At 65.4% G+C, this 23,292-nt stretch carries 23 protein-coding genes; 5 read left to right on the plus strand and 18 right to left on the minus strand.

Features of this window, described 5'->3' with window-relative positions; translation table 11 throughout:
* Positions 1–152: 152 nt before the first annotated feature.
* Both nhaA and E5221_RS08140 read left to right on the plus strand, forming a co-directional pair.
* Positions 153–2,018 (plus strand): Na+/H+ antiporter NhaA, encoded by a 1,866-nt coding sequence (gene nhaA / locus E5221_RS08135; protein WP_247847101.1) that lies wholly within the window; start codon positions 153–155, stop codon positions 2,016–2,018.
* Positions 2,019–2,043: 25 nt separating this feature from the next.
* Positions 2,044–4,695, plus strand: coding sequence for an excinuclease ABC subunit UvrA (locus tag E5221_RS08140; protein WP_182275274.1), 2,652 nt, complete (start codon positions 2,044–2,046; stop codon positions 4,693–4,695).
* 80 nt (positions 4,696–4,775) lie between these two features.
* Here E5221_RS08140 and mobH read toward each other — a convergent pair whose 3' ends face one another.
* The gene (gene mobH / locus E5221_RS08145) at positions 4,776–6,620 is read right to left on the minus strand and encodes a MobH family relaxase (RefSeq protein WP_182275275.1); all 1,845 of its coding nucleotides are present in this window, start codon (positions 6,618–6,620) and stop codon (positions 4,776–4,778) included.
* Between the two features lie 305 nt (positions 6,621–6,925).
* On the opposite strand from mobH, the gene E5221_RS08150 reads away from it, so the two are divergent.
* The 3 genes from E5221_RS08150 to E5221_RS08160 are packed head-to-tail and all read left to right on the plus strand — an operon-like array spanning position 6,926 to position 8,106.
* Positions 6,926–7,243 carry a type II toxin-antitoxin system PrlF family antitoxin gene (locus E5221_RS08150; RefSeq protein ID WP_009876619.1) on the plus strand — a complete coding sequence of 106 codons (318 nt, stop codon included), beginning with the start codon at positions 6,926–6,928 and terminating at the stop codon, positions 7,241–7,243.
* Complete coding sequence (locus tag E5221_RS08155; RefSeq protein WP_009876618.1) at positions 7,243–7,701, plus strand: type II toxin-antitoxin system YhaV family toxin; 459 nt, start codon at positions 7,243–7,245, stop codon at positions 7,699–7,701. The genes E5221_RS08150 and E5221_RS08155 overlap by 1 nt, the downstream gene beginning before the upstream one ends.
* A 27-nt stretch (positions 7,702–7,728) precedes the next feature.
* The gene (locus E5221_RS08160) at positions 7,729–8,106 is read left to right on the plus strand and encodes a DUF3742 family protein (RefSeq protein ID WP_011871459.1); all 378 of its coding nucleotides are present in this window, start codon (positions 7,729–7,731) and stop codon (positions 8,104–8,106) included.
* Positions 8,107–8,119: 13 nt separating this feature from the next.
* Here the strand turns inward: E5221_RS08160 and E5221_RS08165 are convergent, their stop codons facing one another.
* The 17 genes from E5221_RS08165 to E5221_RS08245 form a co-directional block, all read right to left on the minus strand.
* Positions 8,120–9,637: a conjugal transfer protein TraG N-terminal domain-containing protein gene (locus tag E5221_RS08165; protein ID WP_009876616.1), complete on the minus strand. Its 1,518-nt coding sequence runs from the start codon at positions 9,635–9,637 to the stop codon at positions 8,120–8,122.
* A gap of 15 nt (positions 9,638–9,652) precedes the next feature.
* Positions 9,653–10,012, minus strand: coding sequence for a hypothetical protein (locus E5221_RS08170; protein ID WP_009876615.1), 360 nt, complete (start codon positions 10,010–10,012; stop codon positions 9,653–9,655).
* Positions 10,009–11,406, minus strand: coding sequence for an integrating conjugative element protein (locus E5221_RS08175; protein ID WP_023106340.1), 1,398 nt, complete (start codon positions 11,404–11,406; stop codon positions 10,009–10,011). Before E5221_RS08175 ends, E5221_RS08170 begins: the two co-directional genes overlap by 4 nt.
* 9 nt (positions 11,407–11,415) lie before the next feature.
* Complete coding sequence (locus E5221_RS08180; protein WP_009876613.1) at positions 11,416–12,363, minus strand: TIGR03756 family integrating conjugative element protein; 948 nt, start codon at positions 12,361–12,363, stop codon at positions 11,416–11,418.
* Complete coding sequence (locus tag E5221_RS08185; protein WP_011871456.1) at positions 12,360–12,806, minus strand: TIGR03757 family integrating conjugative element protein; 447 nt, start codon at positions 12,804–12,806, stop codon at positions 12,360–12,362. The genes E5221_RS08180 and E5221_RS08185 overlap by 4 nt, the downstream gene beginning before the upstream one ends.
* A gap of 158 nt (positions 12,807–12,964) precedes the next feature.
* Positions 12,965–13,459 carry a JAB domain-containing protein gene (locus E5221_RS08190; protein WP_009876611.1) on the minus strand — a complete coding sequence of 165 codons (495 nt, stop codon included), beginning with the start codon at positions 13,457–13,459 and terminating at the stop codon, positions 12,965–12,967.
* 184 nt (positions 13,460–13,643) lie between these two features.
* Positions 13,644–14,408 (minus strand): DsbA family protein, encoded by a 765-nt coding sequence (locus E5221_RS08195; RefSeq protein WP_011871455.1) that lies wholly within the window; start codon positions 14,406–14,408, stop codon positions 13,644–13,646.
* A gap of 13 nt (positions 14,409–14,421) precedes the next feature.
* A complete protein-coding gene (locus E5221_RS08200; RefSeq protein ID WP_009876609.1) occupies positions 14,422–17,304 on the minus strand; it encodes a conjugative transfer ATPase in 2,883 nt (960 codons plus the stop codon).
* A complete protein-coding gene (locus E5221_RS08205; RefSeq protein ID WP_003158644.1) occupies positions 17,304–17,744 on the minus strand; it encodes a TIGR03751 family conjugal transfer lipoprotein in 441 nt (146 codons plus the stop codon). Before E5221_RS08205 ends, E5221_RS08200 begins: the two co-directional genes overlap by 1 nt.
* Positions 17,725–19,155: a TIGR03752 family integrating conjugative element protein gene (locus tag E5221_RS08210; RefSeq protein ID WP_011871453.1), complete on the minus strand. Its 1,431-nt coding sequence runs from the start codon at positions 19,153–19,155 to the stop codon at positions 17,725–17,727. Before E5221_RS08210 ends, E5221_RS08205 begins: the two co-directional genes overlap by 20 nt.
* Positions 19,145–20,062, minus strand: coding sequence for a TIGR03749 family integrating conjugative element protein (locus tag E5221_RS08215; protein ID WP_099814793.1), 918 nt, complete (start codon positions 20,060–20,062; stop codon positions 19,145–19,147). The genes E5221_RS08210 and E5221_RS08215 overlap by 11 nt, the downstream gene beginning before the upstream one ends.
* Positions 20,059–20,748 (minus strand): PFL_4703 family integrating conjugative element protein, encoded by a 690-nt coding sequence (locus tag E5221_RS08220; protein WP_009876605.1) that lies wholly within the window; start codon positions 20,746–20,748, stop codon positions 20,059–20,061. Before E5221_RS08220 ends, E5221_RS08215 begins: the two co-directional genes overlap by 4 nt.
* Positions 20,745–21,155: a TIGR03750 family conjugal transfer protein gene (locus tag E5221_RS08225; protein WP_003158639.1), complete on the minus strand. Its 411-nt coding sequence runs from the start codon at positions 21,153–21,155 to the stop codon at positions 20,745–20,747. The genes E5221_RS08220 and E5221_RS08225 overlap by 4 nt, the downstream gene beginning before the upstream one ends.
* A gap of 12 nt (positions 21,156–21,167) precedes the next feature.
* Entirely contained in the window at positions 21,168–21,527 is a 360-nt protein-coding gene (locus E5221_RS08230; RefSeq protein ID WP_009876604.1) for a TIGR03745 family integrating conjugative element membrane protein, read from the minus strand.
* Positions 21,528–21,543: 16 nt separating this feature from the next.
* Positions 21,544–21,777: a TIGR03758 family integrating conjugative element protein gene (locus E5221_RS08235; RefSeq protein WP_009876603.1), complete on the minus strand. Its 234-nt coding sequence runs from the start codon at positions 21,775–21,777 to the stop codon at positions 21,544–21,546.
* A complete protein-coding gene (locus tag E5221_RS08240; RefSeq protein ID WP_009876602.1) occupies positions 21,774–22,154 on the minus strand; it encodes an RAQPRD family integrative conjugative element protein in 381 nt (126 codons plus the stop codon). Before E5221_RS08240 ends, E5221_RS08235 begins: the two co-directional genes overlap by 4 nt.
* A gap of 136 nt (positions 22,155–22,290) precedes the next feature.
* Positions 22,291–23,193 (minus strand): bacteriophage abortive infection AbiH family protein, encoded by a 903-nt coding sequence (locus E5221_RS08245; protein ID WP_017514686.1) that lies wholly within the window; start codon positions 23,191–23,193, stop codon positions 22,291–22,293.
* Positions 23,194–23,292 lie beyond the last annotated feature (99 nt).

The following is a 23,292-nucleotide window of genomic DNA, read 5'->3' on the forward strand; positions in this document are numbered from 1 at the left end:
CCAACGGACAGAGGTGTTGAGCGCAGGCTGGGAGAAAGACTCGCTTGGCTGCGTTCGCTCGATGATGAGACGCCGCCAGAGGCGGACGCCTGATCGGTCCATCCGAAACCGGCTCATCGCGACTTCACGAACTACAGGAACAGGATAAGAACATGTCAGCCACTTCTTTCGGTGCATCCTCGGCGAATGTCAGCCTGGGACGCGTTGCCCGCTATCTGCGCACGGAGTCTGGTGCTGCGGTGCTGCTGGTGATCGTCACGGTCGTGGCGCTGGCGTGGGCGAACTCGCCGCTATCCGATGCCTATTTCGAGTTGTGGCACCTGGACGTCGGGTTTGACTTCGGGCCGCTGGGCCTGCACATGGACCTGCATCACTGGGTCAACGACGGCCTGATGGTCGTCTTCTTCTTCCTGATCGGCCTGGAGGTGCGTCAGGAGTTCGCCCACGGATCGCTCCGGGACCGCAGCCGTGCCGGTCTCGCCCTGATCGCGGGGGGCGCGGGTGTTGTGCTTCCCGCTCTGGTGTACGTCCTGCTCGTGGGGCTGGCCGGAGGTCAGGGCCTGCACGGGTGGGGTGCGGTGGTCGGCACCGATACGGCGTTCATGCTGGGCACCCTGGCGATCGTCGGTCCGCGGCTGTCCGGTCAATTGCGTGTGTTCCTGCTCACCCTGACCGTGGTCGATGACTTCCTCGCCGTGTCCATCATCGGCATCGTCTATAGCGAGGAGATCCGGGTCGTCCCGTTGTTGATCGCCCTCGCCAGTCTCGTTGCGCTGTGGTGGCTAGGGCGCACCCGCCAGTGGCGGGCAATGCCGTATGTGCTGATCGTGATCGTGCTGTGGCTCGCAACCGTGTATTCCGGCATCCATGCCTCTCTCGCCGGGATGGCCGCGGGGCTGCTGATCCCCGCCTATGCGACGCAACGTCACGGGGTCGTTGCGGCAAGACAACTGTTCCGCGACTTCTGGCAGTCGCCGAGTGCCGCATCGGCCCGCGCGGTGGACTGCGGGCTGTCCCGGGGTATCTCGGTGAACGAGCGATTGCACGAGTTCCTGCGGCTGCCGACGGCGCTGCTGATCGTGCCGATCTTCGCCTTGGCGAACGCCGGGGTGGACGTGCGTGGCGGGCTGCTCGCCGAGGCCTTTGGCTCGCCAGTCACGTGGGGCGTCATCGCAGGGCTCGTGCTCGGCAAGCTCTTGGGCATCGGGCTCACCACGCTCGTCGCCGTCCGTCTCGGCCTGGGCCGGCTGCCCGAGGGCGTCGGGGTGGGGAGCGTGTTCGGTGGGGCGGCGCTGTCCGGGATCGGCTTCACCGTGTCGCTGCTGATCATCGGGCTCGCGTTCGGCACGACCTCCGACCTGGGCCGCCAGGCGACGGTCGGCGTGCTCGTGTCGATGGTGTTCGCCACGTTGCTCGGGTGGCTGATCTTCAAGGTCGCCGCCCAGCGGTGGGGTGAGAAGACCGCTGACCTGCCGATGGTGCTTGAGCCGCCGGTCGATCCGGAGATCGATCACATCCGCGGGCCGGAGGACGCCCAGCTCACACTCGTCGAGTACGTGGACTTCGAGTGCGCGTACTGTGCGCACGCCACCGGTTCGTGGGACGATCTTCGCGCCCACTTCGGTGACGACCTGCGGTATGTGGTGCGCCAGTTGCCGCACCACCCCCACGGGCCGATCGCCGCGCGGGCGTCCGAGGCGGCATCGAACCAGGGGATGTTCTGGCCGTGGCTGGACTTCGTGTTCACCCGTCAGCATGCGCTGGAGCGAGAGGACTTGATCGGCTACGCCGCCGAGCTGGGTCTTGACATCGATCGGTTCATCGCGGATCTCGACAGCCCCGCAGTGATAGAGCGTGTCGAGCGTGACCTCGTCAGCGCGGTCGCCAGCGGTGCGCACGTCACTCCTACGTTCTTCATCGAGGGTCGTCGTCTGCTCGGCAGTTACGACGCCCGCACTCTCACCGCAGTGCTCGAAGCCAGTCGCCGCGGCCCTCGCACTCAGGAAGTCCCGTCCTGAGTGGGGCGAACTACAGGATAAGAACATGCCAAGCAATTCTTTCGGTGAATCCTCTTGTACCGCTGCGGCCAGCGGCATGGTGGAAGTGCGCGGTGCGCGCGAGAACAACCTCAAGGAGGTGGACGTCTCCATCCCGCGTAACGCGCTGGTGGTGTTCTCGGGTGTCTCCGGCTCCGGCAAGTCCTCGCTGGCCTTCGGCACCATCTATGCCGAGGCCCAGCGACGCTACTTCGAGTCGGTGGCCCCCTATGCGCGGCGCCTGATCGACCAGGCGGGCGTGCCGGACGTAGATGCGATCGACGGCCTGCCACCAGCGGTGGCGCTGCAGCAGCAGCGGGGGTCCAGCAATGCGCGTTCCTCCGTGGGCAGTGTGACCACCCTGTCCAGCCTGGTGCGGATGATGTATTCGCGCGCCGGCGCCTATCCCGCCAATCAGCCGATGCTGTACGCCGAGGATTTTTCGCCGAACACGCCGCAGGGGGCGTGCCCGACCTGCCACGGCTTGGGTCATGTGTACGAGGTGTCCGAGGCGATCATGGTGCCCGACCCCTCCCTGAGCATCCGTGAGCGGGCGATTGCTTCCTGGCCCCCCGCCTGGCAAGGCCAGAACCTGCGCGACATCCTGGTCAGCATGGGCTACGACGTTGACCGACCGTGGAAGGACCTGCCGAAGAAGGATCGCGACTGGATTCTGTTCACCGAGGAAACACCGACGGTGCCGGTGTACGCCGGCTTCACGCCCGCCGAAACCCGCGCCGCGCTCAAGCGCAAGATGGAGCCGAGCTACATGGGCACCTTCACCGGCGCCAGGCGCTACGTGCTGCACACCTTTGCCAACACCCAGAGCGCGTTGATGAGAAAGCGCGTGTCCCGGTTCATGGAGGGCAAACCGTGCCCCACCTGCCACGGCAAGCGGCTCAAGCCCGAGGCGCTGTCGGTCACCTTCGCCGGCGTGGACATCGGCGCGTTCATGCAGATGCCGCTGGACCAGTTGGCGGCCTTGCTCGAACCCATCGCCCAGGGCGATTTCCGCGCCCATGCAGCGGGGGCGGCTACGGACAAGGAAGCGACCCGACGCGACCGTGCCGAACGCGCGGCCTCCGGCCGCGCCGTCCATGCGGTATCGCCCGACGTGCGCCGCACCTCGGCGCTATCGGAAGAAAAGCGCCTCGCCGCGCAGCGCCTGGCCGGTGGCGTGATGGCACGCCTGCGCCAACTGCGTGGGCTGGGCCTGGGCTACCTGACGCTGGACCGGGCCACGCCGACGCTTTCGGCCGGCGAGTTGCAGCGCCTGCGGCTGGCCACGCAATTGAGTTCCCTGCTGTTCGGTGTCGTGTACGTGCTCGACGAGCCCTCCGCGGGCCTGCACCCCTCCGATAGCCAGGCCCTGTACGACGCGCTCGACCGGCTGCGCGACGCCGGCAACTCGGTGTTCGTGGTGGAGCACGACTTGGACCTGATGCGCCGCGCGCAATGGCTGGTGGATGTCGGGCCGGATGCTGGGGAGCGTGGCGGCCGCGTGCTCTACAGCGGCGAGCCGGATGGCCTGCGCAAGATTGCCGAATCGCGTACTGCACGCTACCTGTTCGATGAGATCCCCGCGCCGGGAAGCCGGGCACGCGAAGCGACCGGCTGGCTGGAGCTGCAGGACATTCACCGCCACAACCTGCATGGCGTGAATGCGCGCATTCCGCTGGGCGTGCTGACGGCCGTCACCGGCATCTCCGGCTCGGGCAAGTCCAGCCTCGTCGCGCAGGCCCTGCCGGAGCTGGTGCTGCTGCACCTGGGCCACGAGCCGGAAGACGATGTAGCCGAAAGCGCCACCAGCGAAGGGCCGGCAGTGATCGAAGCGACCGGCGGCCATCTGGCGGGCGACGTGGACGCCGTACAGCGTCTGGTGCAGGTGGACCAGAAACCGATCGGGCGCACGCCGCGGTCGAACCTGGCCACCTACACGGGCCTGTTCGACCATGTGCGCAAGCTGTTCGCTGCCACGCCCGATGCTCGACGCCGCCGCTATGATGCCGGACGGTTCTCGTTCAACGTCGCCAAGGGGCGCTGCGAGACTTGCGAGGGCGAGGGTTTCGTTAGCGTGGAACTGCTGTTCATGCCCAGCGTGTACGCGCCGTGCCCGACCTGCCATGGCGCGCGCTACAACGAGGCCACGCTGAAGGTGCAGTGGAACGGGCGCAACATCGCCGAGGTGCTGCAGATGACCGTGGACGAGGCCAGCGAATTCTTCGCGGGTGAAGACGCGGTGGCAAGGCCCCTGCAACTGCTGCGCGACATCGGACTGGGCTATCTGCGCCTGGGACAACCAGCCACTGAGCTTTCCGGTGGCGAGGCGCAGCGCATCAAGCTGGCGACCGAGCTTCAGCGCAGCCAGCGCGGCCGAAGCCTGTACGTGCTCGACGAGCCGACTACCGGGCTGCATGCGTCGGACGCCGACCGGCTGCTGGTGCAGTTGCAGCGCCTGGTCGATGCCGGCAATACCGTAGTGATGATCGAACACGATATGCGCGCGGTGGCCCAGGCCGATTGGGTGATCGACGTGGGGCCTGGTGCAGGCGCTGCCGGCGGCAGCATCGTGGTGGCGGGCTCCCCTCAGCAGGTGGCCCGAACGTCTGGCAGCAGAACCGCTCCGTTCCTTGCACAGGAGTTGGCGCGGGCCGAGTAGCTCAGTTCGCCAAATGTTGCCAATTTTCGCGGGGCATTGATCGTCGCCACACGACGGTGGCGATCAATGCCCGAATCGCGTCATCCTTCCTGAGTCAGAGCAAGATAGGGATTGTTGGGCGGTATTTCGGCGAGTGCCAAGGACCCATCTTCGAGGAGGTAGCCATGCAGTCGGCGGGACTTCCTCGGGCCCGTGACTTCACAGGTCCAAATGTTCAGGCCATTGGGCTGCTTTCGATGTAGCTGCAGCTTCTCGAAGCGCTTCTGCACCCACTGCCAATCCTGTTGCTTGTCCTGCCTGGCCAGCGCATCCACCTGGGGATGTTCCTGCGCGTAGCGCTGGAACACGCCGGGACTGACCAGGTAGGCGGTGTCGCTCACCGTATGCACGAGCGCCTTGGCGTCGTTGATGATGAGCCGTCGTGAGGCGATTCCCTGCTTCAGCCAAACCATGAACTGTTCCCCGGATGGCTTCGTTGCCGATGACCCAGGCGTAGGCGCGGGTGCAGGTGCAGGCGATGGAATGGACGTCGCGGCTGTTGCTGGCGCGGGGGTGTGGAGGAACTCCTCGGCATCCTGGCCAACGCCGGCCGACTCACCCAAGCCCACCATCGCGAGCAAATCCTCCATGACGTCGGGCACGGGCTGGGCTGCGGGCGGTGAAACGATGGTGGTGCTGTCGCCCTCCCAAATCGGAGGCTCTTGACCTCCCTGCGCTGGGTTCACCGAGACGGTAGGCGCGGGAGCCGACATGCAGGCGTCGTTTTCCGCGGGCGTCGCGTCGATCTCTACCGTGCCCGCGAAAGGTGCTGGTCGCTCGCCAGACTCCCAGATCAGCGCGGGAGCGAGACGCAACAGGGTGAACGAATGGGACCAGCCGGTCGTGCTGGTCACGGTCGCGCGCCAGACCGCTTTGCCGTCCGAGGTGGGCTGGAGCATGCCGTGGTCTTGCAGCACGTTGAACACGGCGGTGTTGTTCGCAGGAATGCCATCGATCCCCTGAGACAGGAGGTGTGCGCGCAGTTTGTCCGAAACCGTCTTGCTCACCAGCCACAAACCATCCTCGGTGAGCCAGCCATCGGAGGCTTCCGGCTGGTTCAGCTTCAACTCTTCCTTGAGCAGATAACGCAGCCCGTCGAGCAGCTTGCGTTGCAGTGCGTGCTTGGGTGCTGCCATGACGCGGGCCGGATCACCACCCAGCTCCTGAGCCACAGAAGCGCGATCAGCCTGCACGACAAGCTCGCCCAGGACCCCGGCATGCTCGTACTGTCCGGCCAAGACGTAGAGCAGCGGGGCCCATAGCGCCGGGTAGCCACTGAGCCAGTCCAAGACGTGCCGATCGAGCAGTTGGCGGTAGAGCAGACCTGTTGCAGCACTATGCAAGCGGTATTCACGATCCTCACGATAGCGGAAGCGGTACGGCTGGAGCAGCGGCCCGTGCCAGGGATGCCAGGTGTTGCCGTCGGCGAGTTCGACGTGCAGATCGACAGCGATCTTGCCGATGTCGTGCAGTAGTGCCGCGTAGGCGACGGCGGCGGTCCAGGCCTCGGACTGCGCCGCCTGGTCCTCGGGGCTGGCACCGATGGGCAGCAGATGGGACTGGCGCAGCTTCAGGCTGTAGGCGACGATTTCCAGGCCGTGGTCGAGCATGCCGCCCGGGTAAGCGTGATGGTGGCTTTCGGAAGCGGGAAATTGCTGGACCAGCTCGGCATATCGTTCCAGCGGCGTGCGGTACAGGGTGACGAACTGCTTGCGCGAGAGGGAGGTGCGCTGCCAGATGTATTCCAGCAGCTTCTGCCGGCGCGGCGTGGCCAGCAGCGATGCGGCCGACTCGGGCCGCAGCAGCCCTTTCGGGAGATCGAGGGCGGGCGCTGGCGACGGAGCGGCAGCGACCGGAGGTCGTTTCCGCTGGAACAGAAAGAGCATGCGGGTGTCCTGGTGGTGGGCCGAGCGGGGGGCCTTTTCGCCTTTTCGAGGTAGGGCCTTTCCCCTTGCACCCCATTCCCTTGCCCTTTCGGCCCTTTAGCCTTTAACCATTTGGGTATAGGGCGTGGGGCATTGACCGTCCACGGCCAATGCGAGGTTCGGCGGGCCGGATTGATGCGTGAAGGCTTGGTGTTCCCGCCCTACGATGGGCCGATTCTTGGACTCGGGAGGACGCCATGAGACCCCATATTGACATGGTAAGGAATATTCCTTACCATCAGGGCATCGCTATTAGGAGAACGGCCATGCCTGCCATTCATGAAGTTGCCACGCTGACCTCCAAAGGCCAGATCACGCTGCCCAAGCCCATCCGGCAGGCGCTCGGTGTCGATGCCGGCGGCAAGGTTGCGTTCGACCTGCGTGACGGAGAAGTCGTCGTGACCCGTGCCGACGCCGAGCACGAGGACCCCGCCATCGGTGCGTTCCTGAGTCTGCTGGCCCGCGACATCGAGGCGGGCCGGAACGTCCATGGTCTGCCCGAGGATCTAACTCGCGCCATGCTGGAGCAAGCGGGTCACGGCGTGAAGCTGGACGAGGAAATCGACGGCGAAGTGGAACTCTGATGCAACGGCATGGCTGGGCATTGCTGTTCCACGACTGTGTGATCGAGCAGTTGCAGAAGCTGCACGCAGCCGCACGGCGCGCGCAGGAGAACGACCCGGAGGGCTTCGAGTCCAACGCCAACGTCAAGCTCTTCCGGGCCTTGAACCAGTTGATATTAGATGTGGTGCCCGGTGATCCGGCACGCGACGAGTACCGCCAGGGCAACACCCTGGGGCTGGCCCACCGGCACTGGCGAAGGGCCAAGATCGGAAGGCGGTTCCGGTTGTTCTTCCGGTACGACTCGAAGGCCAAGGTCATCGTGTACGCCTGGGTCAATGATGAGCAGACCTTGCGGTCTTCGGGGAGCAAGTCAGATCCCTATGCCGTGTTCGAGAAAATGCTCGGACGTGGAAATCCACCAGACGATTGGAACGTATTGGTGCAGGCAAGCAAGCAGGATTGGAGCAAACTGGAATAGGCATTCCTCATGTAGCAGGAGACGACCATGAACACGACAACCCGCATCAGCACCGCAGAACGCCTCGGCCGCAGCGTTGGCCGTGGATGGCGCGCCTATGCGCGCGGCGAGCGAAGGTTGTCGTGTTGGCTCGCCTCCAAGGGGATGCCGCTTGCCGGGGCCACCGTGCTCGTATGGGTAGTGAAGCTGGTCGCGCTGGGATTGCTGTTCTACGCCGCGTTCTGGCTGGCGTTGGTGCTTCTGGTTGGGGTTGCCGCAGCATGGACGGCCAGCAATTCGACGGTCAATGATGATCGCTGGACGCAACCGGACGAACTGCGAAACGGCGAGGCAGGCTTTGGCCTGTATTCGTCCAGCGGTCAGCGGATCGACCCGCACGACCCGAACGATCCGTTCAACGACTGAAATGGGCGACCGATCAAAGCACCTTGCCGGTAACCTTGTTTACGCCTGATCCCGCGCTGTCGCGTGCTTCCTTGGAACCGACAGCCAGGTTCTGAGCGATTACCCCGGCTTTTACTCCGACCCACCCAAGCGCTGCCACCCAGAAAGTCGGCAGGACCAAGAACATCGTGCCGGTGACGAACATCAAAAGCATGTCGCCGAAGGCATTGTTCAGCCCCACCAGCGGGTCGAAGTTGGTATGCGGCCGGTTCCAGCCAAAGCCCCACCCGTAGAGCGCATCGAGGATGGTGCTGTCGATCCAGCGTGCGAGCTGAAACCAGAAGTCCGTGAAGAACAGCGCGAACTGGACGGTGCTGACGGTGACGACCATCTTCAGGTCATAGGTGCCCACGACCAGCACTAGCGGAATGCAGATCACGAGCGCCATCTTGAGCAGCGCGAGCACCATGGGCAGTGCTTGGCGCACTACGTCCATTGCCGGGAAGGCGGCGAGAGCCCCAACCGCCAAGCCAACATCGCTGGTGGCACGGTTGACGACATTGGGCAATGTCTTGTCGATCTGACCGCCGTAGTCCGTATAGACGCTGCCTTGGTTCAATTTCTGCTGCCGCGGTGACGCGATGGCGCGGATCACGGAGTCGTCCACCTCGGCCCGGCTCAGGAATCCAGCCCAGCCCGCCAGGCGATTCAGCAGGCTTGGGTCCACTTGCCCCAGCAGCCGCGCGCGCAGTCCGTTACTGCCGTCGGACCACCACTGCCTGCAGGTCGGGTAGCCGCCACCATTGGCAACCTGCGCAAGCCCAGCGTCGCGGGTGTCGTCATAGGGCCATGCCTCGCGCGCCGTGCTAGAGCGGTAGCTGTCGTAGTAACCGCCCGTGTCCGTGAAAAACCTCGAACCGATCCAGGTCACATCGTTCATCTGCGTTTCGTCCAGCTCCGGCCGCGCCATGAACAATTTGGCGCGAGCCGGTCCATAGCAATCGTGCGTGAAATCCGCCACTTCTTGGGCCAGCACCGGGTCGTCGATGCGTGTGGCATCGATCTCCATCCGCATCTGCCGCAGATCCGTGCCGCACGGGATCGCAGCCACCGAGGCGCTCGTGACGGCGCGCGAAAGCGCGTGCATGAAAGCCCACCAGACCGGAACCTTCGCCGACTGGTTGTTGATGGTGCTGAAGGACTGCGACCAGCCAGTTTGCGCGGGCTGCGGCACGCTGACCTGGCACTGCGCCGAGCGCGAGCTGTCGTACTGGATAGTGCTGAGGTCGACGTCGATGAACGGAATGCCGGCGAACATCACGACCACGATGGCCACAAATACTCGGTTCTCGATGCGCGCCGCCGAGAGCACGCCCTTGTTGCCTTCGTCGGCGCCCTCCGCTCTGGCCTTGAGCCATTCCTGGATGACGATCGCCACAAAGGGCAGCGCAAACACCCCGCTGGACACCAGCACGGCCCAGATGCCGTTGTTGACGATCCAGGACACGAGGGTGAGGTAGTACTCCAGGTAGTCGGTCGTGAAAAGCGTCATTGCCTCGATCTCCCCTCAAGCGGCCTGCATCAACAGGCTGGCTTCGAGCGCCACAATGGCAAGGACGCCGGCGACCTCTGCGCGGATCAGCCGACGTCGCGCCTGCGTGCTGTCTTCGCGGGCCAGCAGCCGACGGCGCATCCAGACCCATCCATAGGCCGTACCGCCGTACAGGCACAGTCGCCAGATGAAGAAATACCCTGCGGACGCCGCCAGCCACCGCTCCCAGGCCGCGACACTGCCGACCAGGTAGATGCCCGCGACGTTGGCCCCTACGGCGGCGGCCACGACCAGCACAAGCCATAGCAGGGTTTTCGCCGCGTGCCGGCTGAACAGCCAGCGTAGTGGACGCCAAGTCATGCGAGCCTCGCTCATGGCCGACCTCCCGGATTGCCCTTCTGGAGTTGGTCGAGACGGTCGGGCACCGGATCGCCCTCGTAGATGCCGCGCGAACCCGAAGCGCGCGTGCTATGGCGCTGAATGATGGCCATCGGCGAGTTGTTGGCCAGCTCGCGGCGCAGTTCCAGTTCCGTTTTGAGGTTCTGGATCTCGCGGTCGAGCGTATCGCTCTCCTTGTTCACGGCCTCCACCGCAAGCTCGTTGGCCGCGACGTTGGGCTCTTTCTTGCCCGTGAGCAGCGTGCGCTGTAGCAACAGCGCCTTCTCCAGCACGGAGGACAGCGCGACCTCGGACGCCAGGCGCTGCGACAGCAGGTGCTGGTCCGGCTCGTCACGCAGCGCCTCGATCACGCCGCGGGTGATGGGCAGCGATGCACTGCCAGCCTCGCGCAGGTTCTCGGGCGTCGTGTTCTTCGCCTTGGACACCAGATCCTGGAGCGCCTGCAGCTTGGCGTCGTATTCTTCTTGGATCAACGGCGTCAGCCCTACGCCGGGCGTCGTCTCGGTCTTGGTGCAGGCATCGCAAGTGCGCTGTTCCTTCTCGCCGAGTACGCGCGTGGCCCACTCGACGGCGGCCTGCGGCGAGGTCCAGGTCTGGCACGAGAGACTGCTGCAACTGGTCGGTGCGATGGACGATGTATCGGTCACGCCGCGGCCGTTGACCAGGTTGTAGCCGGCGCGGGTGACATCGCCGACGACCTTGATCGCGGGCTGGCCGGAGCCTCCCGCGTTGCTGCCCCCGACCCACGGCACACCGTCATTGCCGCGGCGCGTCTCGGCCTGCTCGACGGCCGAGACCGCATCCGTGCTCGACACCGCATCGCGCAGCGCCAAGCCTTCTGCCATCTGGCTCCAGCCGAGCTGCCCGCCCGCCGTCTCGGCCATCCTCTCCGCCATGGCACGGCACGTCAGCTTGGAGCGGTCGAAATCGAGCCGTGCCTGCAACACGCCATTGGTGAGCAGGTTGTAGAGGCCGGGATCGGCCCGCTGAATGATCAGTGCCGGCAACGACGCCACCGCGCTGGTGGCGCTTTGGATCACCGATGACATGATTTGCTGGAAGCCGTTGGTGACGCCGTTGAGCTGATTCTTCAACGTGGTCTGGATGCTCATGTCACCGCAGATCAAGTTGCTGTTCCAGCCCACGCCGACCCCGAGAGAGCGCATGCCAGCCGCACGTCCCATCGACACGGCGTTTCCGCCGCCGATCGAGTACATGACGTCATCGCCGATGACACTGCCGCCGGTCTGGTAACCCAGTTGGCTCCAGGCCACACCGCTCGTCAGCGCGAGCGCACCGGCCACCGCCATGACGATCCTCGTGCGACGTACCCGGCGGGAGAACGGATTGAATGCAGGACGGAACTTCATGGCACCACCTCAGAGGAAATCGACGCTGCCGAGAAACACCTGGCCCCGGCGTTCGCAGCACGCATAGGGCCGCCACAGCGCCCAGGCGTAATCGCCTTGCCGGGCCTGTGTCAGGGCGCCGCTGCGCGGGAAGACCGAGCAGGACGAGGACAGGACTGGCGTGAGTTCCTGCCACTTGCCCGTCGAGGCATCGCTCTCCATGAGCGCGCCAGCCGGCCAGTAGCCATCGCGGGAGTTGGCGAGCAGCGGCTGATAAACGTGGATCTGTCCCCGGCGCGTGACGACATCGCCTGCGCGCTGGGCCACCACTGCACTGGCCTTGTGGTCGTCGGTCTGGTGCAGGAAACCCCCGCGGGGATACACGTTGCCCCAGAGGTTCATCGTGGTGCGTGCACCGACCTCACGCATGCCGGGAATTAGCGCCTCCGGGTAGGCCATCTCGGGCACGTTGTAGCGCCAGGCCAGCGTGTCCAGGGTGCCGAGCAAGTACGGCATGAACGCCGTGCCCGCACCCTCGCAGAAGTAGCCCGAGGACGACACGAACTGGTTGAACACCTCGACGCCCGGGTGCCCGATGACGTCCGCGTTCTTGAACTTGGCGAGGTTGTTTTCGTGGTCCTCGTTCGTCGTTCCGTCCCCGCCGGTTTGGGCGGATGGGTTGGGCGTGCTCATCGGCCGGACTTCGATCCAGGGGTTTTCGCCGGTGTTGCTGTAGCTGGAGACGATCGCATCGGGGATGTAGTGGCGGACCTTGATGGACGTGCGTACCGTACAGCCCGTCCAGGTGCAGTAGAGCCAGTAGCAGATCCCGACGACGCGGTATTCGAGGCAGTCTGGCGATGCCACCGAGCCGACGATGGTTGCGGTGTTGAGCGCGTAGCTGCCCGTGGCGCTGAGCAGCAGAACGGACGCCACGCCAGCACGCAGGCGGCGCATCAGGTCGAATGGGCGGGTCACGGCTGGGCCCTCCAGTGCTGCTCGATGCGAGCGACTGCGCGGGCCACATCCGGTTCGCCATAGACGACGTAGCGTTGATCCACCACGACGGCCGGGATGCTGGTGATGCCCAGGCTCCACGCGTCGGTGACGCCCTGGTAGGCGGAAGCGATGCGGCGTTGGAGATCGGTGCCGCCGCTGTTCAGTCGGCGCTTGACGATGGCGGTCGCCTGCTCGGGTTCGGCGGGCAGTTCCGCAGAAAGCTCCGCTTCGATCCGGTGCGCTTCGTCCAGCTCGATCAGCCGCTCGCCGCCCATGGTCTTGACCGGATGGCGGCTGTCGGTGATGACCAGCACATCGGCAGCGAATGTGGCCGGACTAAAGACACCCAAGGACACCGGCAGTGCAACGGCCAGGCCAAGGGCTCGCCAGCTTGGCGCGAACCTGGGAAAAGATGCTGGCATGACACGTGCCCCGGAAGTTGATCAGGGCCATAGTCAAACGCCGAATCCGGTGCAGCCCCCACAAACAATGCGCATCGCGGACACCCCGCATACCTGCTTGCTTCGGGGCAAGGAAGAAACGGAGGCCGAAGCCCCCGTTGTGATCAATGAACGATGCGCTACAGCAAGCTGTGCTCCGCGAAGGAGTACGGAATCCCCTGGCCAACGATGATGTGATCCAGTACCCGAACATCGATCAGCGCCAGCGCTGCCTGCAGTTGCTGGGTCAGCGCACGATCGGCGCTCGACGGCTCAGTGACACCCGAGGGGTGCTGGTGCGCGAAGACCACTGCGGCGGCTTTCAGCTCCAATACACGCTGCACGACGACACGGGGATAGACCGCAGTCGAATTGATCGTGCCCCTGAACATCGGCTCGTAGGCCAACACTTGGTGCATGCTGTCCAGGAAAACGATTGCGAATACCTCGTTGGGCTCAGCGACCAGTTTTAGACGCAGGTAGTCCCGCACGGCGGCCGGTCGGCTGAGGCACGGTCCGACTTTGAAGATCCGTCTCTCCAGCAGCGCGATAGCCTGCTGGATGATCCAGTCCTCACGCTGGGCTGCGACAGCGGAAAGCGACTCCACGCAGGAGTCATTGACGACGAGAGACATGGCGAACCTCCGGATGATGAGATCAGAGGGCGCACGCCCTGGGAGGGCAAGCCCTCCTGGGGATGAGAACAACGGAACAAGGTGCATCCACCACCACGCAGAGGTGATTGTTCGCGGCCAGGATGCGGAGCGAACGGGGAGCGGTCAGCGCAGAAGACTGCGCCGTAGCCTCAAGGACCGCGGGCTACCTGGGCATGTCGCCGACAACGTCGGCAGGCATTTCGGTGGCGGGTGTGGCGGGTGGTTCATCAGCGGACAGCATGTCCATGGCCGACAGCAAGGCATCGCCTTCGATCGGTCCCTGCAGCAGGATGGACTGACCCGTCTGGCGATCGAGCAGGCGCAGCGACGGCGTGGCCGTCACGCCGCTTTTCGTGGCTTCCGCGGCCTGGGCGCGGATGGCCGCGTCGACCCGCTCGCTTGCCATGCACTGCTCGACGGCCGGCGTCGATTCGGGGTAGCGCAGGCCATCGGGCAGTCCCAGGCCGTCGCTGCGCGTGTGGGCATAGACCCACTCGACGGCTCGCCAGAAGGCAGCATGCCCGCCGGCTTCGGCGACGCACTCGACCAGACGCGCCTCGGCCAACGCGGCCGGCTCGTGCGCAGCCAGCGGCTGGTGATGCCATTGCAGGGTCACGTCGGCGTTGCTGCCGACCCAGCGCTTGAGCTGCGGGAAGTACTCCCGGCAGAACGGACATTCCAGATCGGCATAGAGCGTCAGTGTGAAACGGCCCTCGGGGTTGCCCATTTTCCAGGGCGGCCCGGCCATCTGCGCCGTGCTAGCCGGCGTGGGCGACTGCGATGAGGATTCGCCGGGCGACCGGGACACGAGCCAGATCAGCAGCAGCGCGACCAGCGCAGCAGTCAAGGCCCAAGGCCAGCGGGGCCGCCTGTGGCGACGGCGGAACGCCTGGACTTGTATCGGAATGGAAGGACGCTTCTGCTCCATGGTGTTCTCCGGCTTACGACAGTTCCAAGGCCGGCGACTCGATGCCGCGTGCCTGGTCGATCTTCTCGGCGACCTTGAAAGCTGCTTCCAGCTCGGTGCAGCCGTATTGCTGCATGAGCTGGTAGCGCTCTGCCTTCTCTTCGGGTTCGGTTTGCGCGAGCGCGAGGTACAGGCTCGGCGGCACGGCGCGGAACAGCACTTCCATGCTCTTGGAGAGGATGACGCCCTCGGTGAATTTCCCCGCCTCTTTGCGCGCCGAAAGCATCAGCGCTTTCTGCGCGGGCGAGAGTTCGCGGAACCGGGCGATCTTCTCTACCTCGTCCGGCGGCATCGACAGGCAGATCCACCACTCGATCATGTTGAGCATGGGTTCCGCGGCGCGCGGCAGATCGTCGATATTCTGCGTCGCGAGCCAAAACCAGGCACCCAACTTGCGCCACATCTTCGTGATCTTCACGACGTAGGGCGCGAGCAGCGGGTTCTTGGTGATGATGTGCCCTTCATCGGTCACGTTGATGATCGGGCGGCCCAGGTACTGGTCGCGCTCGGCGATGTTGTTCACCGTGCTGATCAGGCTGATGTAGGCGATGGAAAGCTGCGCGTTGTAGCCTTCGCGGGCATAGGTCGCCAGATCGACCAGGGTGATGTCGGCCTCGGGCCACGGCGTGCCGTCGCGGTCGAACATTTCGCCATCGGTGCCTTGACAGAACATGTCCATGGCATCTGCCATCTCCAGCAGCCGCACGCGCCGCATCTCTGGCAGCGTTGGGTCCTGGCCGCGCTCGCGCAGCGCGTTGCGCACGTCGCGCGTGAGCACCGTGCGCTTCTCGGCCACGCAATGCTCGGCGGCGTCGAGGATGCACTGGCGGATGAGCGAGCGATCGGCCCGCGTCATCCGGGCCTCTTCTTTATCCTCGCCGCCGGTGATCATCAGCCGTGCGGTGATTTCCAACTCGCCGAGTACGTCGCGCTGCTCGTCCGCTTCCATGGCCGATGCATCGGGTGGCATGTCCTCGTCCAGCACATCGGCATCCAGCGTCTGCACGTCGCTCGGCGTTTCGATCAGCCGACGCGCGTCGGCGAACGGCGCCAGGCTGATGCCCGAGCCTGGGGCCAGCTTGACCCGGTTCACAGTCAGGCCCAGGCGCTTGGCGAAATCGCTGAACAAGCCGAAGCTGTTGCCGGCTTCCACGATGAAGAGGCGCGGCCGGTAGATGGCCGTGACCTGGTTCAAGAGGTTGTTGAGCGTTGCGCTTTTGCCGGAGCCGGTGGGGCCGAACAGGAACAGGTGCGCGTTCATCTGCCGATCCAGGCGGTTGAGCGGGTCAAAGGTGATCGGCCCGCCGCCTCGATTGAAGAACGTATTACCCGGATGGCCCGTGCCCTGGCTGCGGCCCCAGGCCGGTGAGAGGTTCGCCACGTGCTGGGCGAACATCAGTTGGGTGAACCAGTTCCGTCGATCCTGGCTCGGGTTGTAGCAGCACGGCAGCCAGCGCAGATAACTGTTCAAAGGCGCGACTTCATCGTCCTCGCGCACGGGCTGCAAACCGGCGTTAAGCATCACGTTCGCCAGATCAAGGCCGCGCCGGTCCAGTTCGGCTTCATCCCGGCCGCGCAAATAGAACGCCAGTGTTCCCCGGTACAGCTTGTGCGCGCTGCCGATCAGCGAGCGGGCCTCCTGCACATCCTTGAGCGTCTGTTCCGATGCCAGTGTTTCGCCGACTGCCTTCTTCGCCAGGTGGTTCAGGTGCGATTCGAGGATGTCCTGGGGGGTCGCCACCATGGTCAGACACATCGTCGTGTCCTCGGGCATCTGATCGAACAGCGTATTGATCGCATCGCCTTTGCGAGTTTCGCCAGTCAAATGCCCCGTGCCGGGCGGCATGCGCAGCCGGTCAGTGACCAGCACACGATGCGGCATGCCGTCGAAGTGCCAGGTGCCGTGCTCCGCGTCCGAACGTGGCTGGCTGAAGAAAAGCCGCTGGCTGAAATCCCGTCCGCTCGCCAGCTCGATCTCACCGTCTTCTGTCTCGTCGGGGTAGCGTGCCAGCGCATAGAAGCGTTCGCGGTCCTCGACCCCAGGGCCGAGCAGCGTGGGACGCGGGTTAAACCACCGCAGTAGCCAGTCATGGACGTCGGCCGCGACCATGCGCCGGGCCTGGATGCCGGCGTTCGCCAGCCCGCCACACAGGCGATCACAGACGATGTTCAGCATCTGCTCGGGCGTCTGGCCGCGGCGGCTCGCCTGCCCGGTGGCCCGGCGATAGACGACCATGCGCACGCGCCGCGTCTGGCCGCGCCAACGCAGCCGCGTGACCACCGTGTCCTCGAACAGCCCGCCCGGCTTCGCTACCGCGCGCAGGTGGTGTCCGAAGAAGCGAAGGTAGAACTCGGTGAAAGCCGTATTGCGGGCGCGCGGCTGCACGTAGTCGCGCAGGGTCTGCATGTACTGGTCGAAGCTGGGTTCGTCCTGGGCGTAGAGCTGGAGTACCCAGGGGTTCTCGTCCAGTTCATCGAACGAGTCCTGGAGCGCGTTCTCCAAGGCGTCGCGGGCATGCGCGAGCCAGCCGGGTTCCCGGCCCTCGGTGCCCAGCGGCACCAGCTCGTAGAATGCCGCGACCGATTGCCCGTCTTCCAGCAGCATGGACTTCGAATCGGGCAGGAACTCCACCCAGGGCAGGAATTCCGCGAACGACGGCGCGACGTCGTACAGCGCCTGCTCGTCGGCCACGGTCGCCGGCCTGCGGCCATGGACCGCCGTGCCGGGTTCTGGGATGCCGGCCTGGCGCAAGGCCTCGACGTGGCGTTGCCAGCCCTCCGGCCGCTCGTCATCGCCTGCGCCGGATGCGGCCAGCTTCGGCGCGGCCGACTTGTGCCAGGGGAGTTTCCAGCGCATCAGTAGTCCTCCACGCGCTCGCCCGGCATGGCGTACTGCACGCGCTGGTACAAGGGAAAAACCGTCGTATAGCCCGGCACGGGCACCGGGTCCGTGCCTGCCAGGTGCGGGTACACGTACATCACCAGGTCGGGATTCGGCAGGCGCTGGAACTGGCGATAGACCTCGTTGCGCGCTGTGCGCGTGTAGCGCATCTGCTCGGCGGGCGCGGCCTGTACATCCATCTCGGTCAGCGGCCGGCGCAGGCTCTGGCGCGCGTCGAGCAATTGCCTGCGTGCCACCTGGCCGGCGCCACCGCCGCCGTCACCGGCGTTCTGCTGCCAGATGTCCATCATCGTGCTGTCGCCGTGGGGCAGCAGCTTTTCCTTGCTGGTGGCGCAGCCGCCGAGCACCGCGACGGCAAGGGCCAGCGCCAGGCCCTTATTCAAGTTCGAGAGCATGGCTTTCTCCTGCACGGTGATCGACCTTGCGACCTTCGGGATCGAAATCGATGGCGAGCGGCTTTTCGAGGTGGACGGCGACCTTTGCGCCGGGTTGGACATAGACGGCGGCGAAGGCCTGGCCGTACAACTTGTTCACCCAATCGGCCATGTCGCGCACGCCACCGGCCAGGATGCGACCTACGGCCTCGTTGCTGGAAATGCCGACGCTGCCGATGGAACCGTCTGCGCCCACGTAGGACATCTGACCGCTGTCGCTGTCGATGAGCGAGGCCACGCCAGCACCCGCCGCGGTGATCAGCGCCTGCGAACCGAGGTACTGCTGGGCGTTGCTGCGCCGCTCTCCGCTGACGCAGGGAATGCCATAGGGATCGCTGATCCAGCCCAGGCCCCCACTTTGAGAGTTCTGCTGCTGGTTGTTCTGCTGGTTGCCGTCGCGGTCTTCGGGAATCGTCCGAATGGTCCCGTCATGGAACACAAAGGTGATGCTGCGCACCTGGCCGCGCACGCAAGAGAGCGTCCAGTCGCCCGAGGCCGTGCCGGAAAACACGGCGCCCGCCACGTCGGGAATGTCGATACCGTTTGCCGTGAGATTGTCGGGACCGACCAGGACTTTGAACGGATACGGATCGTTGACCGTACCGTCGATCGGCACGCGGCCGATCAGCGCCGTCATTGCCACCGATCCCATCAGCGTCGAGTTGGTCGGCACCGTATAGACCGGCTTGGCGCTCTTGACGCCTGCGGCGCGGGCGCCCGCGTTCGCCACGGTTTGTGCCGTGGTTTCCAGCGTGCTCTGCGCGGGGCCGAAGCTCGTCGGAAAGCTCATGCCGCCACCCGTGCCGCGACTGCCGTTACGCCCATCAGCGGGCTTCGCGTCGTCCGGCTCGACCCAGCGCACGCCGCCTTCCATGCCTGCCTCGTCGCCGTTACGCAGCCCCAGGCCCACGGGTAGATCGGCGTGGCCGCCGCCGCGCCCGCCGATGCCTTCCAGGCGCCGCTGCAGGTCGGCGAGCAGTCCCTCGGTCTGCTGGCGTTCGCTGGCTGCCTGCTGCTGGTCGCGGCGCAGGTTGGAGCGCTCGGTCTCCAGCGCCGAATTGATGCGCTGGTCGATCGAGTTCTCGCGTTGGCGCAGGCGCTGGTTCTCTTCGCGCTGGGACTTGTTGTCGGACAGCGCCGTCTGCAGTTCGGTGCGCAACTGCTTCACTTGCGCCACGAGCGTCGCCACGGTATCGCGGGGGGTATCGCCCTCGATGCCCAGCGCCTTCATCTCCTCCGGCGTGAGCTTGGCGCCGGCATCCGCAGCGGGCGGCGCCGACGAGCCTCCACCCGAAAACAGCCGGATGGCGACGAACAGCACCAGCAGGGCCACGGGGATCATTAACCACTTCAGGAGTCCGTTACTGCGCATGGCGGGCCTCCTTGTCGTCGGTGGCCTCGGCTTCGGGCTGCGGCAGATGCACGGCTGGGTCGAAGCGGTTGATCGCCGGCAGCAGCGATTGCGCGAGGCCGTGCCCCCGCGTCACCAAGTACAGGACGGTCGTGTCCTCTGGCGTCCCGCGCGGGCCGAGTGCTTCGTGCTGGAAGGTGGCGGTGAGGAAATCGCCCTGCAACACGCGCGGGTCCAGGGTGATCCAGCCGCCGCTGCTATTGGTGAGGCGCACGGCTGTGACCCACTGGTCTTCCAGACGCCACGAGGCGAGCGCAACTGCGCGCACCGGCAGCGTCGGCACCAGCGTGCCGAGGTCGAGATCGCGGCGCAGGTTCACCCGCATGACGCCCGGCAGCGGCTCCACGGTGCGCAGCGGTGCGTAGAGGTTCTGCGCGGCGAAGCGCGTCAGCACGACCGGAACCGGGGTTTCACGCCGCGCTGCCCGCGCGCCTGCCTGGTCCTGGGCGCGCGCCGGGGCGTCGTCTGCTCCGTCGGCTTGATCGCCATAGCGCGTCGGGGCGCTGTCGCCCTCGACGATGCGCACCGGCTCCAACTCGGCTTCGCCGTCCTTGGCCGGCTCGGCCGCGATATCGAGCAGAATCAGCGCGCCCGTGTCGGCATCCTGCAATTGCAGCCGTGTGGGCTCGATCGGCCCGCTCGCGCGCAGGTACACCGCGCCGCCCGCACTCTGCACCCGCAAGCGCTCGCCGACGCCCGCGGGCACGCCCACGCGGACGTTCCGGTTGATAAACACGACGCGCTCCTGCCCGACACGCAGGGGCACGGCCAGGGGCATGCGTTCCCAGCGAAGGATCTCCACGGCCTGGGCAAAAGGAGCCGAGGCGACGGCCAGCAGCCCCAGCAGTGCGAGTACAAGGTGCTTCATGGGGTTTCTCCTTGAGGCGCTTGCGGAGACAGGCCGCCAGGTGCCGGGCGCGACGGCTCCGGTGTGCTGATGCGCTGGGGCGCACCCTCGTAGCAGTCGAGCGCCAGGCCAAACGGATTGCGAGCGGGATCGATGTCCACCCGCGTGACTTTCACGGGGTAGCGCACCAAAGCCCGCTTGACTTGTTCCGCCCCGTAGTACTCGTCTGCGGTGATGTCCAGCGTCACCACCCAGTCGCGGTCGGACACCACGCGCACGCGCGCCGTGGGGTCGTCACCGTAGCCGCGACCGGGGATTTCGTAGATGCCGCGCACGCGCTGACGCAGCTCGCCCGTGGAGCGGCGATAGTCGTAGTCCGCCCGCAGGAAGGCCTGGCAGGATGGGGTGAGGTACGGCGAGAGCGTGTGGAGATTACGCGCATAGTCCTCTTCGCCATTCGTCGGCCAGCGGTTGAGGGTCTGAAACACGTAGAACGTGAACGCATAGACCGATTCGGGCGGCACTTCCCACCACTTGCGGGTACTGCCGGAGCGCAGATCAGGCGGGACGTGGATGGTCAGGTCGCGCGGAGCGCTCCACCAGCCGCCGCCCATGACCAGGGCGACGATGACCAGCGCGCCAGCACCCAGGCGAAGCGTCTTGATGTGCGCCTGCAGATGGGTGATCTCGTTCTTGAAGCGGCTCATCGTGCCCCCCTTGCAGCAGACCTTCGGGTGGTCCAGAAGCCGGAGCGTGAGATCAGCACATGGCCGCCCACCCAGCCCGCCACCAGCGGATAGCGCGTGGCGATGCGCCACTGGAGTTGCCGATACAGCCAGGTGTCGGGACGCCCACGCTTGAGGCGACGCAGGATGCCGCCCCCGATGAACACGCCGAAGGCCACGCCCAGCACGACGAACGTGGGCGCGAGCGCGATCGTGCGGAACACCCAGGACAGCGGCGCACCGACCAGCAGGCCGGCGGCGCCGGACAGGCCGCAGCAGATCCACAGCTCGTCGGCGGTGAGGCCGCGCACGACAACGGGATGGCGGTTGAGCCGGTGCGGAAGGAACGTGACCGTCCCGTCAGCACGGACGTGCTGCTGCTCGGACATACCGGCCTCGCCTTACAGGATGCCGGTGGCTTCGGTGAGCAGCCAGATGCCGATCACGAGCAGCACCGCGCCGATGGCGACCGTGAGGCCGAATTGGCCCCAGGTTTTGCGACCAGTGTGGATTTCCGCGTAGGTGCCGTAGGCGTGGTAGCACACGCCAATGAACATCGACGCCACAACCAGCAGGGCCACGAGCATGATGATGTCGTAGCCGTAGTTCCTGATCGTTTCCATGATGCCGTTGCCCGTGCCGCGGGTCGGGTTCTCCAGTTGCGGCAACCCCTGCGCGAACGACAGCGCGGGCAGCGCGGCGGCGCCCAGAGCCACGGTGGCGCGCTGGACAAAACGGGAAGTGAGGATGCGGTTTTGCATGGTCAGGCCTTTCAGGTCAGGAGAGGAGGAAGAAACTCAGGACGAGGTACATCGCGACGAAGCGGATGCAGACGCCGAGGAACTGGCGCTGGTTGAGGTGGCTCTCGGACCACCCCACGTAGGCCGTTCGGATGGCCCAGACGCCCCAGACGAGCAGGACCGCGAACACGACGCCGACCAAGACGGTCGCCATCGCGGAAGGCGCGATGCCGCTGTTGGCTTGAAATGCCGAGACCTGGGCGCCGTTCATGGCTTGACCTCCGCGGTCGTCGGCGATGGCTCGACGGCCCGCTCAGTGCGGTAGTCGCCGGCCAGTTCGGAGGGGTCGCGCGGCTGGGCACGCGAAGGTGAGAGGTGGGCCTGGATACCGGCGCGCACGCGCGCTAGGTCAGCCAGCAGCCGCGGGTAATCGAAGTGGTAGCGCTCTCCCGGCTGGATGGGGGCATGCGCGGCGCTGTCGGCGACGGTGCGCTCCAGCGCGTCGAGCTGGCGCAGCGCCGCGACCAGTTCCTGGCGCTGCGTGGGGGGCTCGGCCAACGCCATCGGGGACTGGCCCAGCAGGAGGGCCGTCACGAGAAAAGTGGGCACGCCGCGATGCGCGGCGCGCAGCCAGATCGGAGCCAACATCGCGCCATTCCTGTGAAATCAGCAATGGCTTGATCGTGGAGATCAGGGCTGCTTTAGGCCACAAACAATAGGAACTGGGGCCGACCGGATTAGGTGCGCAGCGATCCGCAAATACAGGAGCGAACGACGCTTTGTTCTACAGTGCGTCCCAAGAAGATGGCTGTCCAGCACCCGGCCACAAACCCAGGGCGACGAGCCGTTGTTCCTTATCAGGCCACTCTTGTTTGCTGCGGCATGCGACTGTCCATCGCGCCGCGGCAACGCTGGGCTGCTGAAGGAGCGCCTGGAAGTAGATCGCATCCACGGGGGACAGAGAGTGGCCAAGCACGACGACCTTCTGGATGGCTCCCAACGCCTGAAAAAACGTCCTATGCTGGGCGATCAGTTCCTCGGAACGCTTGAAGGTGGCTGAGAAGTAGTCGTCGATGATGTCGTTGGCTTCAGCCACCCGGGTATCGATCTCCTCGATATCCGGACGGTCGTTGAGCGAGGGGCGGGATTGGGGATTCCAGGCGTGGCCCAAGACCAACTCATCGTCTGCCGCATCGGATCGGCCGTGGATGTGCAGAACACGTGCCAGATCGATGCCATAGAGAGTGTCCAACGTGCTCGTGTAGTTGAAGGTCAGGAACAGCGCCTGTGGATCCAGCGTCGCAAGCCGTCGCGGGGCGGTGTCGTGTGTCGGGATGGGCAAGTCTCGGATCCATTCGGCAAAGCGCGTCCGAAGCCCCTTGGACAGTCGCTCGACGACGTTCCCCACCTCGTACTGAAAGTCGTGGTGCCCTGAATCACTCCAGTCCTCGGCACCATAGGCCCCCATGAAGTGCCCCAAGTTGTCGACCAGCATATCGGCATCCAGTTCAGCCAGGGCTAATTCCAAGTCGCACCAGTCGTCTCCGGCTGGAAGGTAGTCCTCGACCTCGCGATGAATGTCCCGGTCTGTGGCCAGGACATACTCCTTGAACTGTCCGAGGCCCGATGGAATGCCGTGCCACAGGTCGAATCCATTGCCGACTACATAAAGCGTGGTGGGGTGCACGGTGTGCTCCTTAGGTCCCAAGAATCCGAAGTGTCTGGGCATTGAAGGTTATGGTCGATATAGTAATATCAAATAGCGTAAATAACCCATTTGAGGAGT

The organism is Pseudomonas sp. A2, assembly GCF_023100865.1.
In the GTDB taxonomy this organism is placed as follows: domain Bacteria; phylum Pseudomonadota; class Gammaproteobacteria; order Pseudomonadales; family Pseudomonadaceae; genus Aquipseudomonas; species Aquipseudomonas asiatica.

What these genes read in the sequence shown, in the direction of transcription:
- E5221_RS08140 (WP_182275274.1), top strand. Translation starts at nt 2,044, where the DNA reads ATGCCAAGCAATTCTTTCGGTGAATCCTCTTGTACCGCTGCGGCCAGC.
- mobH (WP_182275275.1), bottom strand. Translation starts at nt 6,620, where the DNA reads ATGCTCTTTCTGTTCCAGCGGAAACGACCTCCGGTCGCTGCCGCTCCG.
- E5221_RS08220 (WP_009876605.1), bottom strand. Translation starts at nt 20,748, where the DNA reads ATGAGCCGCTTCAAGAACGAGATCACCCATCTGCAGGCGCACATCAAG.
- E5221_RS08230 (WP_009876604.1), bottom strand. Translation starts at nt 21,527, where the DNA reads ATGCAAAACCGCATCCTCACTTCCCGTTTTGTCCAGCGCGCCACCGTG.
- E5221_RS08175 (WP_023106340.1), bottom strand. Translation starts at nt 11,406, where the DNA reads ATGAAGTTCCGTCCTGCATTCAATCCGTTCTCCCGCCGGGTACGTCGC.
- E5221_RS08200 (WP_009876609.1), bottom strand. Translation starts at nt 17,304, where the DNA reads ATGCGCTGGAAACTCCCCTGGCACAAGTCGGCCGCGCCGAAGCTGGCC.
- E5221_RS08150 (WP_009876619.1), top strand. Translation starts at nt 6,926, where the DNA reads ATGCCTGCCATTCATGAAGTTGCCACGCTGACCTCCAAAGGCCAGATC.
- E5221_RS08205 (WP_003158644.1), bottom strand. Translation starts at nt 17,744, where the DNA reads ATGCTCTCGAACTTGAATAAGGGCCTGGCGCTGGCCCTTGCCGTCGCG.
- E5221_RS08190 (WP_009876611.1), bottom strand. Translation starts at nt 13,459, where the DNA reads ATGTCTCTCGTCGTCAATGACTCCTGCGTGGAGTCGCTTTCCGCTGTC.
- E5221_RS08225 (WP_003158639.1), bottom strand. Translation starts at nt 21,155, where the DNA reads ATGTCCGAGCAGCAGCACGTCCGTGCTGACGGGACGGTCACGTTCCTT.
- E5221_RS08210 (WP_011871453.1), bottom strand. Translation starts at nt 19,155, where the DNA reads ATGCGCAGTAACGGACTCCTGAAGTGGTTAATGATCCCCGTGGCCCTG.
- E5221_RS08165 (WP_009876616.1), bottom strand. Translation starts at nt 9,637, where the DNA reads ATGACGCTTTTCACGACCGACTACCTGGAGTACTACCTCACCCTCGTG.
- E5221_RS08160 (WP_011871459.1), top strand. Translation starts at nt 7,729, where the DNA reads ATGAACACGACAACCCGCATCAGCACCGCAGAACGCCTCGGCCGCAGC.
- E5221_RS08170 (WP_009876615.1), bottom strand. Translation starts at nt 10,012, where the DNA reads ATGAGCGAGGCTCGCATGACTTGGCGTCCACTACGCTGGCTGTTCAGC.
- E5221_RS08185 (WP_011871456.1), bottom strand. Translation starts at nt 12,806, where the DNA reads ATGCCAGCATCTTTTCCCAGGTTCGCGCCAAGCTGGCGAGCCCTTGGC.
- E5221_RS08215 (WP_099814793.1), bottom strand. Translation starts at nt 20,062, where the DNA reads ATGAAGCACCTTGTACTCGCACTGCTGGGGCTGCTGGCCGTCGCCTCG.
- E5221_RS08235 (WP_009876603.1), bottom strand. Translation starts at nt 21,777, where the DNA reads ATGAACGGCGCCCAGGTCTCGGCATTTCAAGCCAACAGCGGCATCGCG.
- E5221_RS08155 (WP_009876618.1), top strand. Translation starts at nt 7,243, where the DNA reads ATGCAACGGCATGGCTGGGCATTGCTGTTCCACGACTGTGTGATCGAG.
- E5221_RS08240 (WP_009876602.1), bottom strand. Translation starts at nt 22,154, where the DNA reads ATGTTGGCTCCGATCTGGCTGCGCGCCGCGCATCGCGGCGTGCCCACT.
- nhaA (WP_247847101.1), top strand. Translation starts at nt 153, where the DNA reads ATGTCAGCCACTTCTTTCGGTGCATCCTCGGCGAATGTCAGCCTGGGA.
- E5221_RS08195 (WP_011871455.1), bottom strand. Translation starts at nt 14,408, where the DNA reads ATGGAGCAGAAGCGTCCTTCCATTCCGATACAAGTCCAGGCGTTCCGC.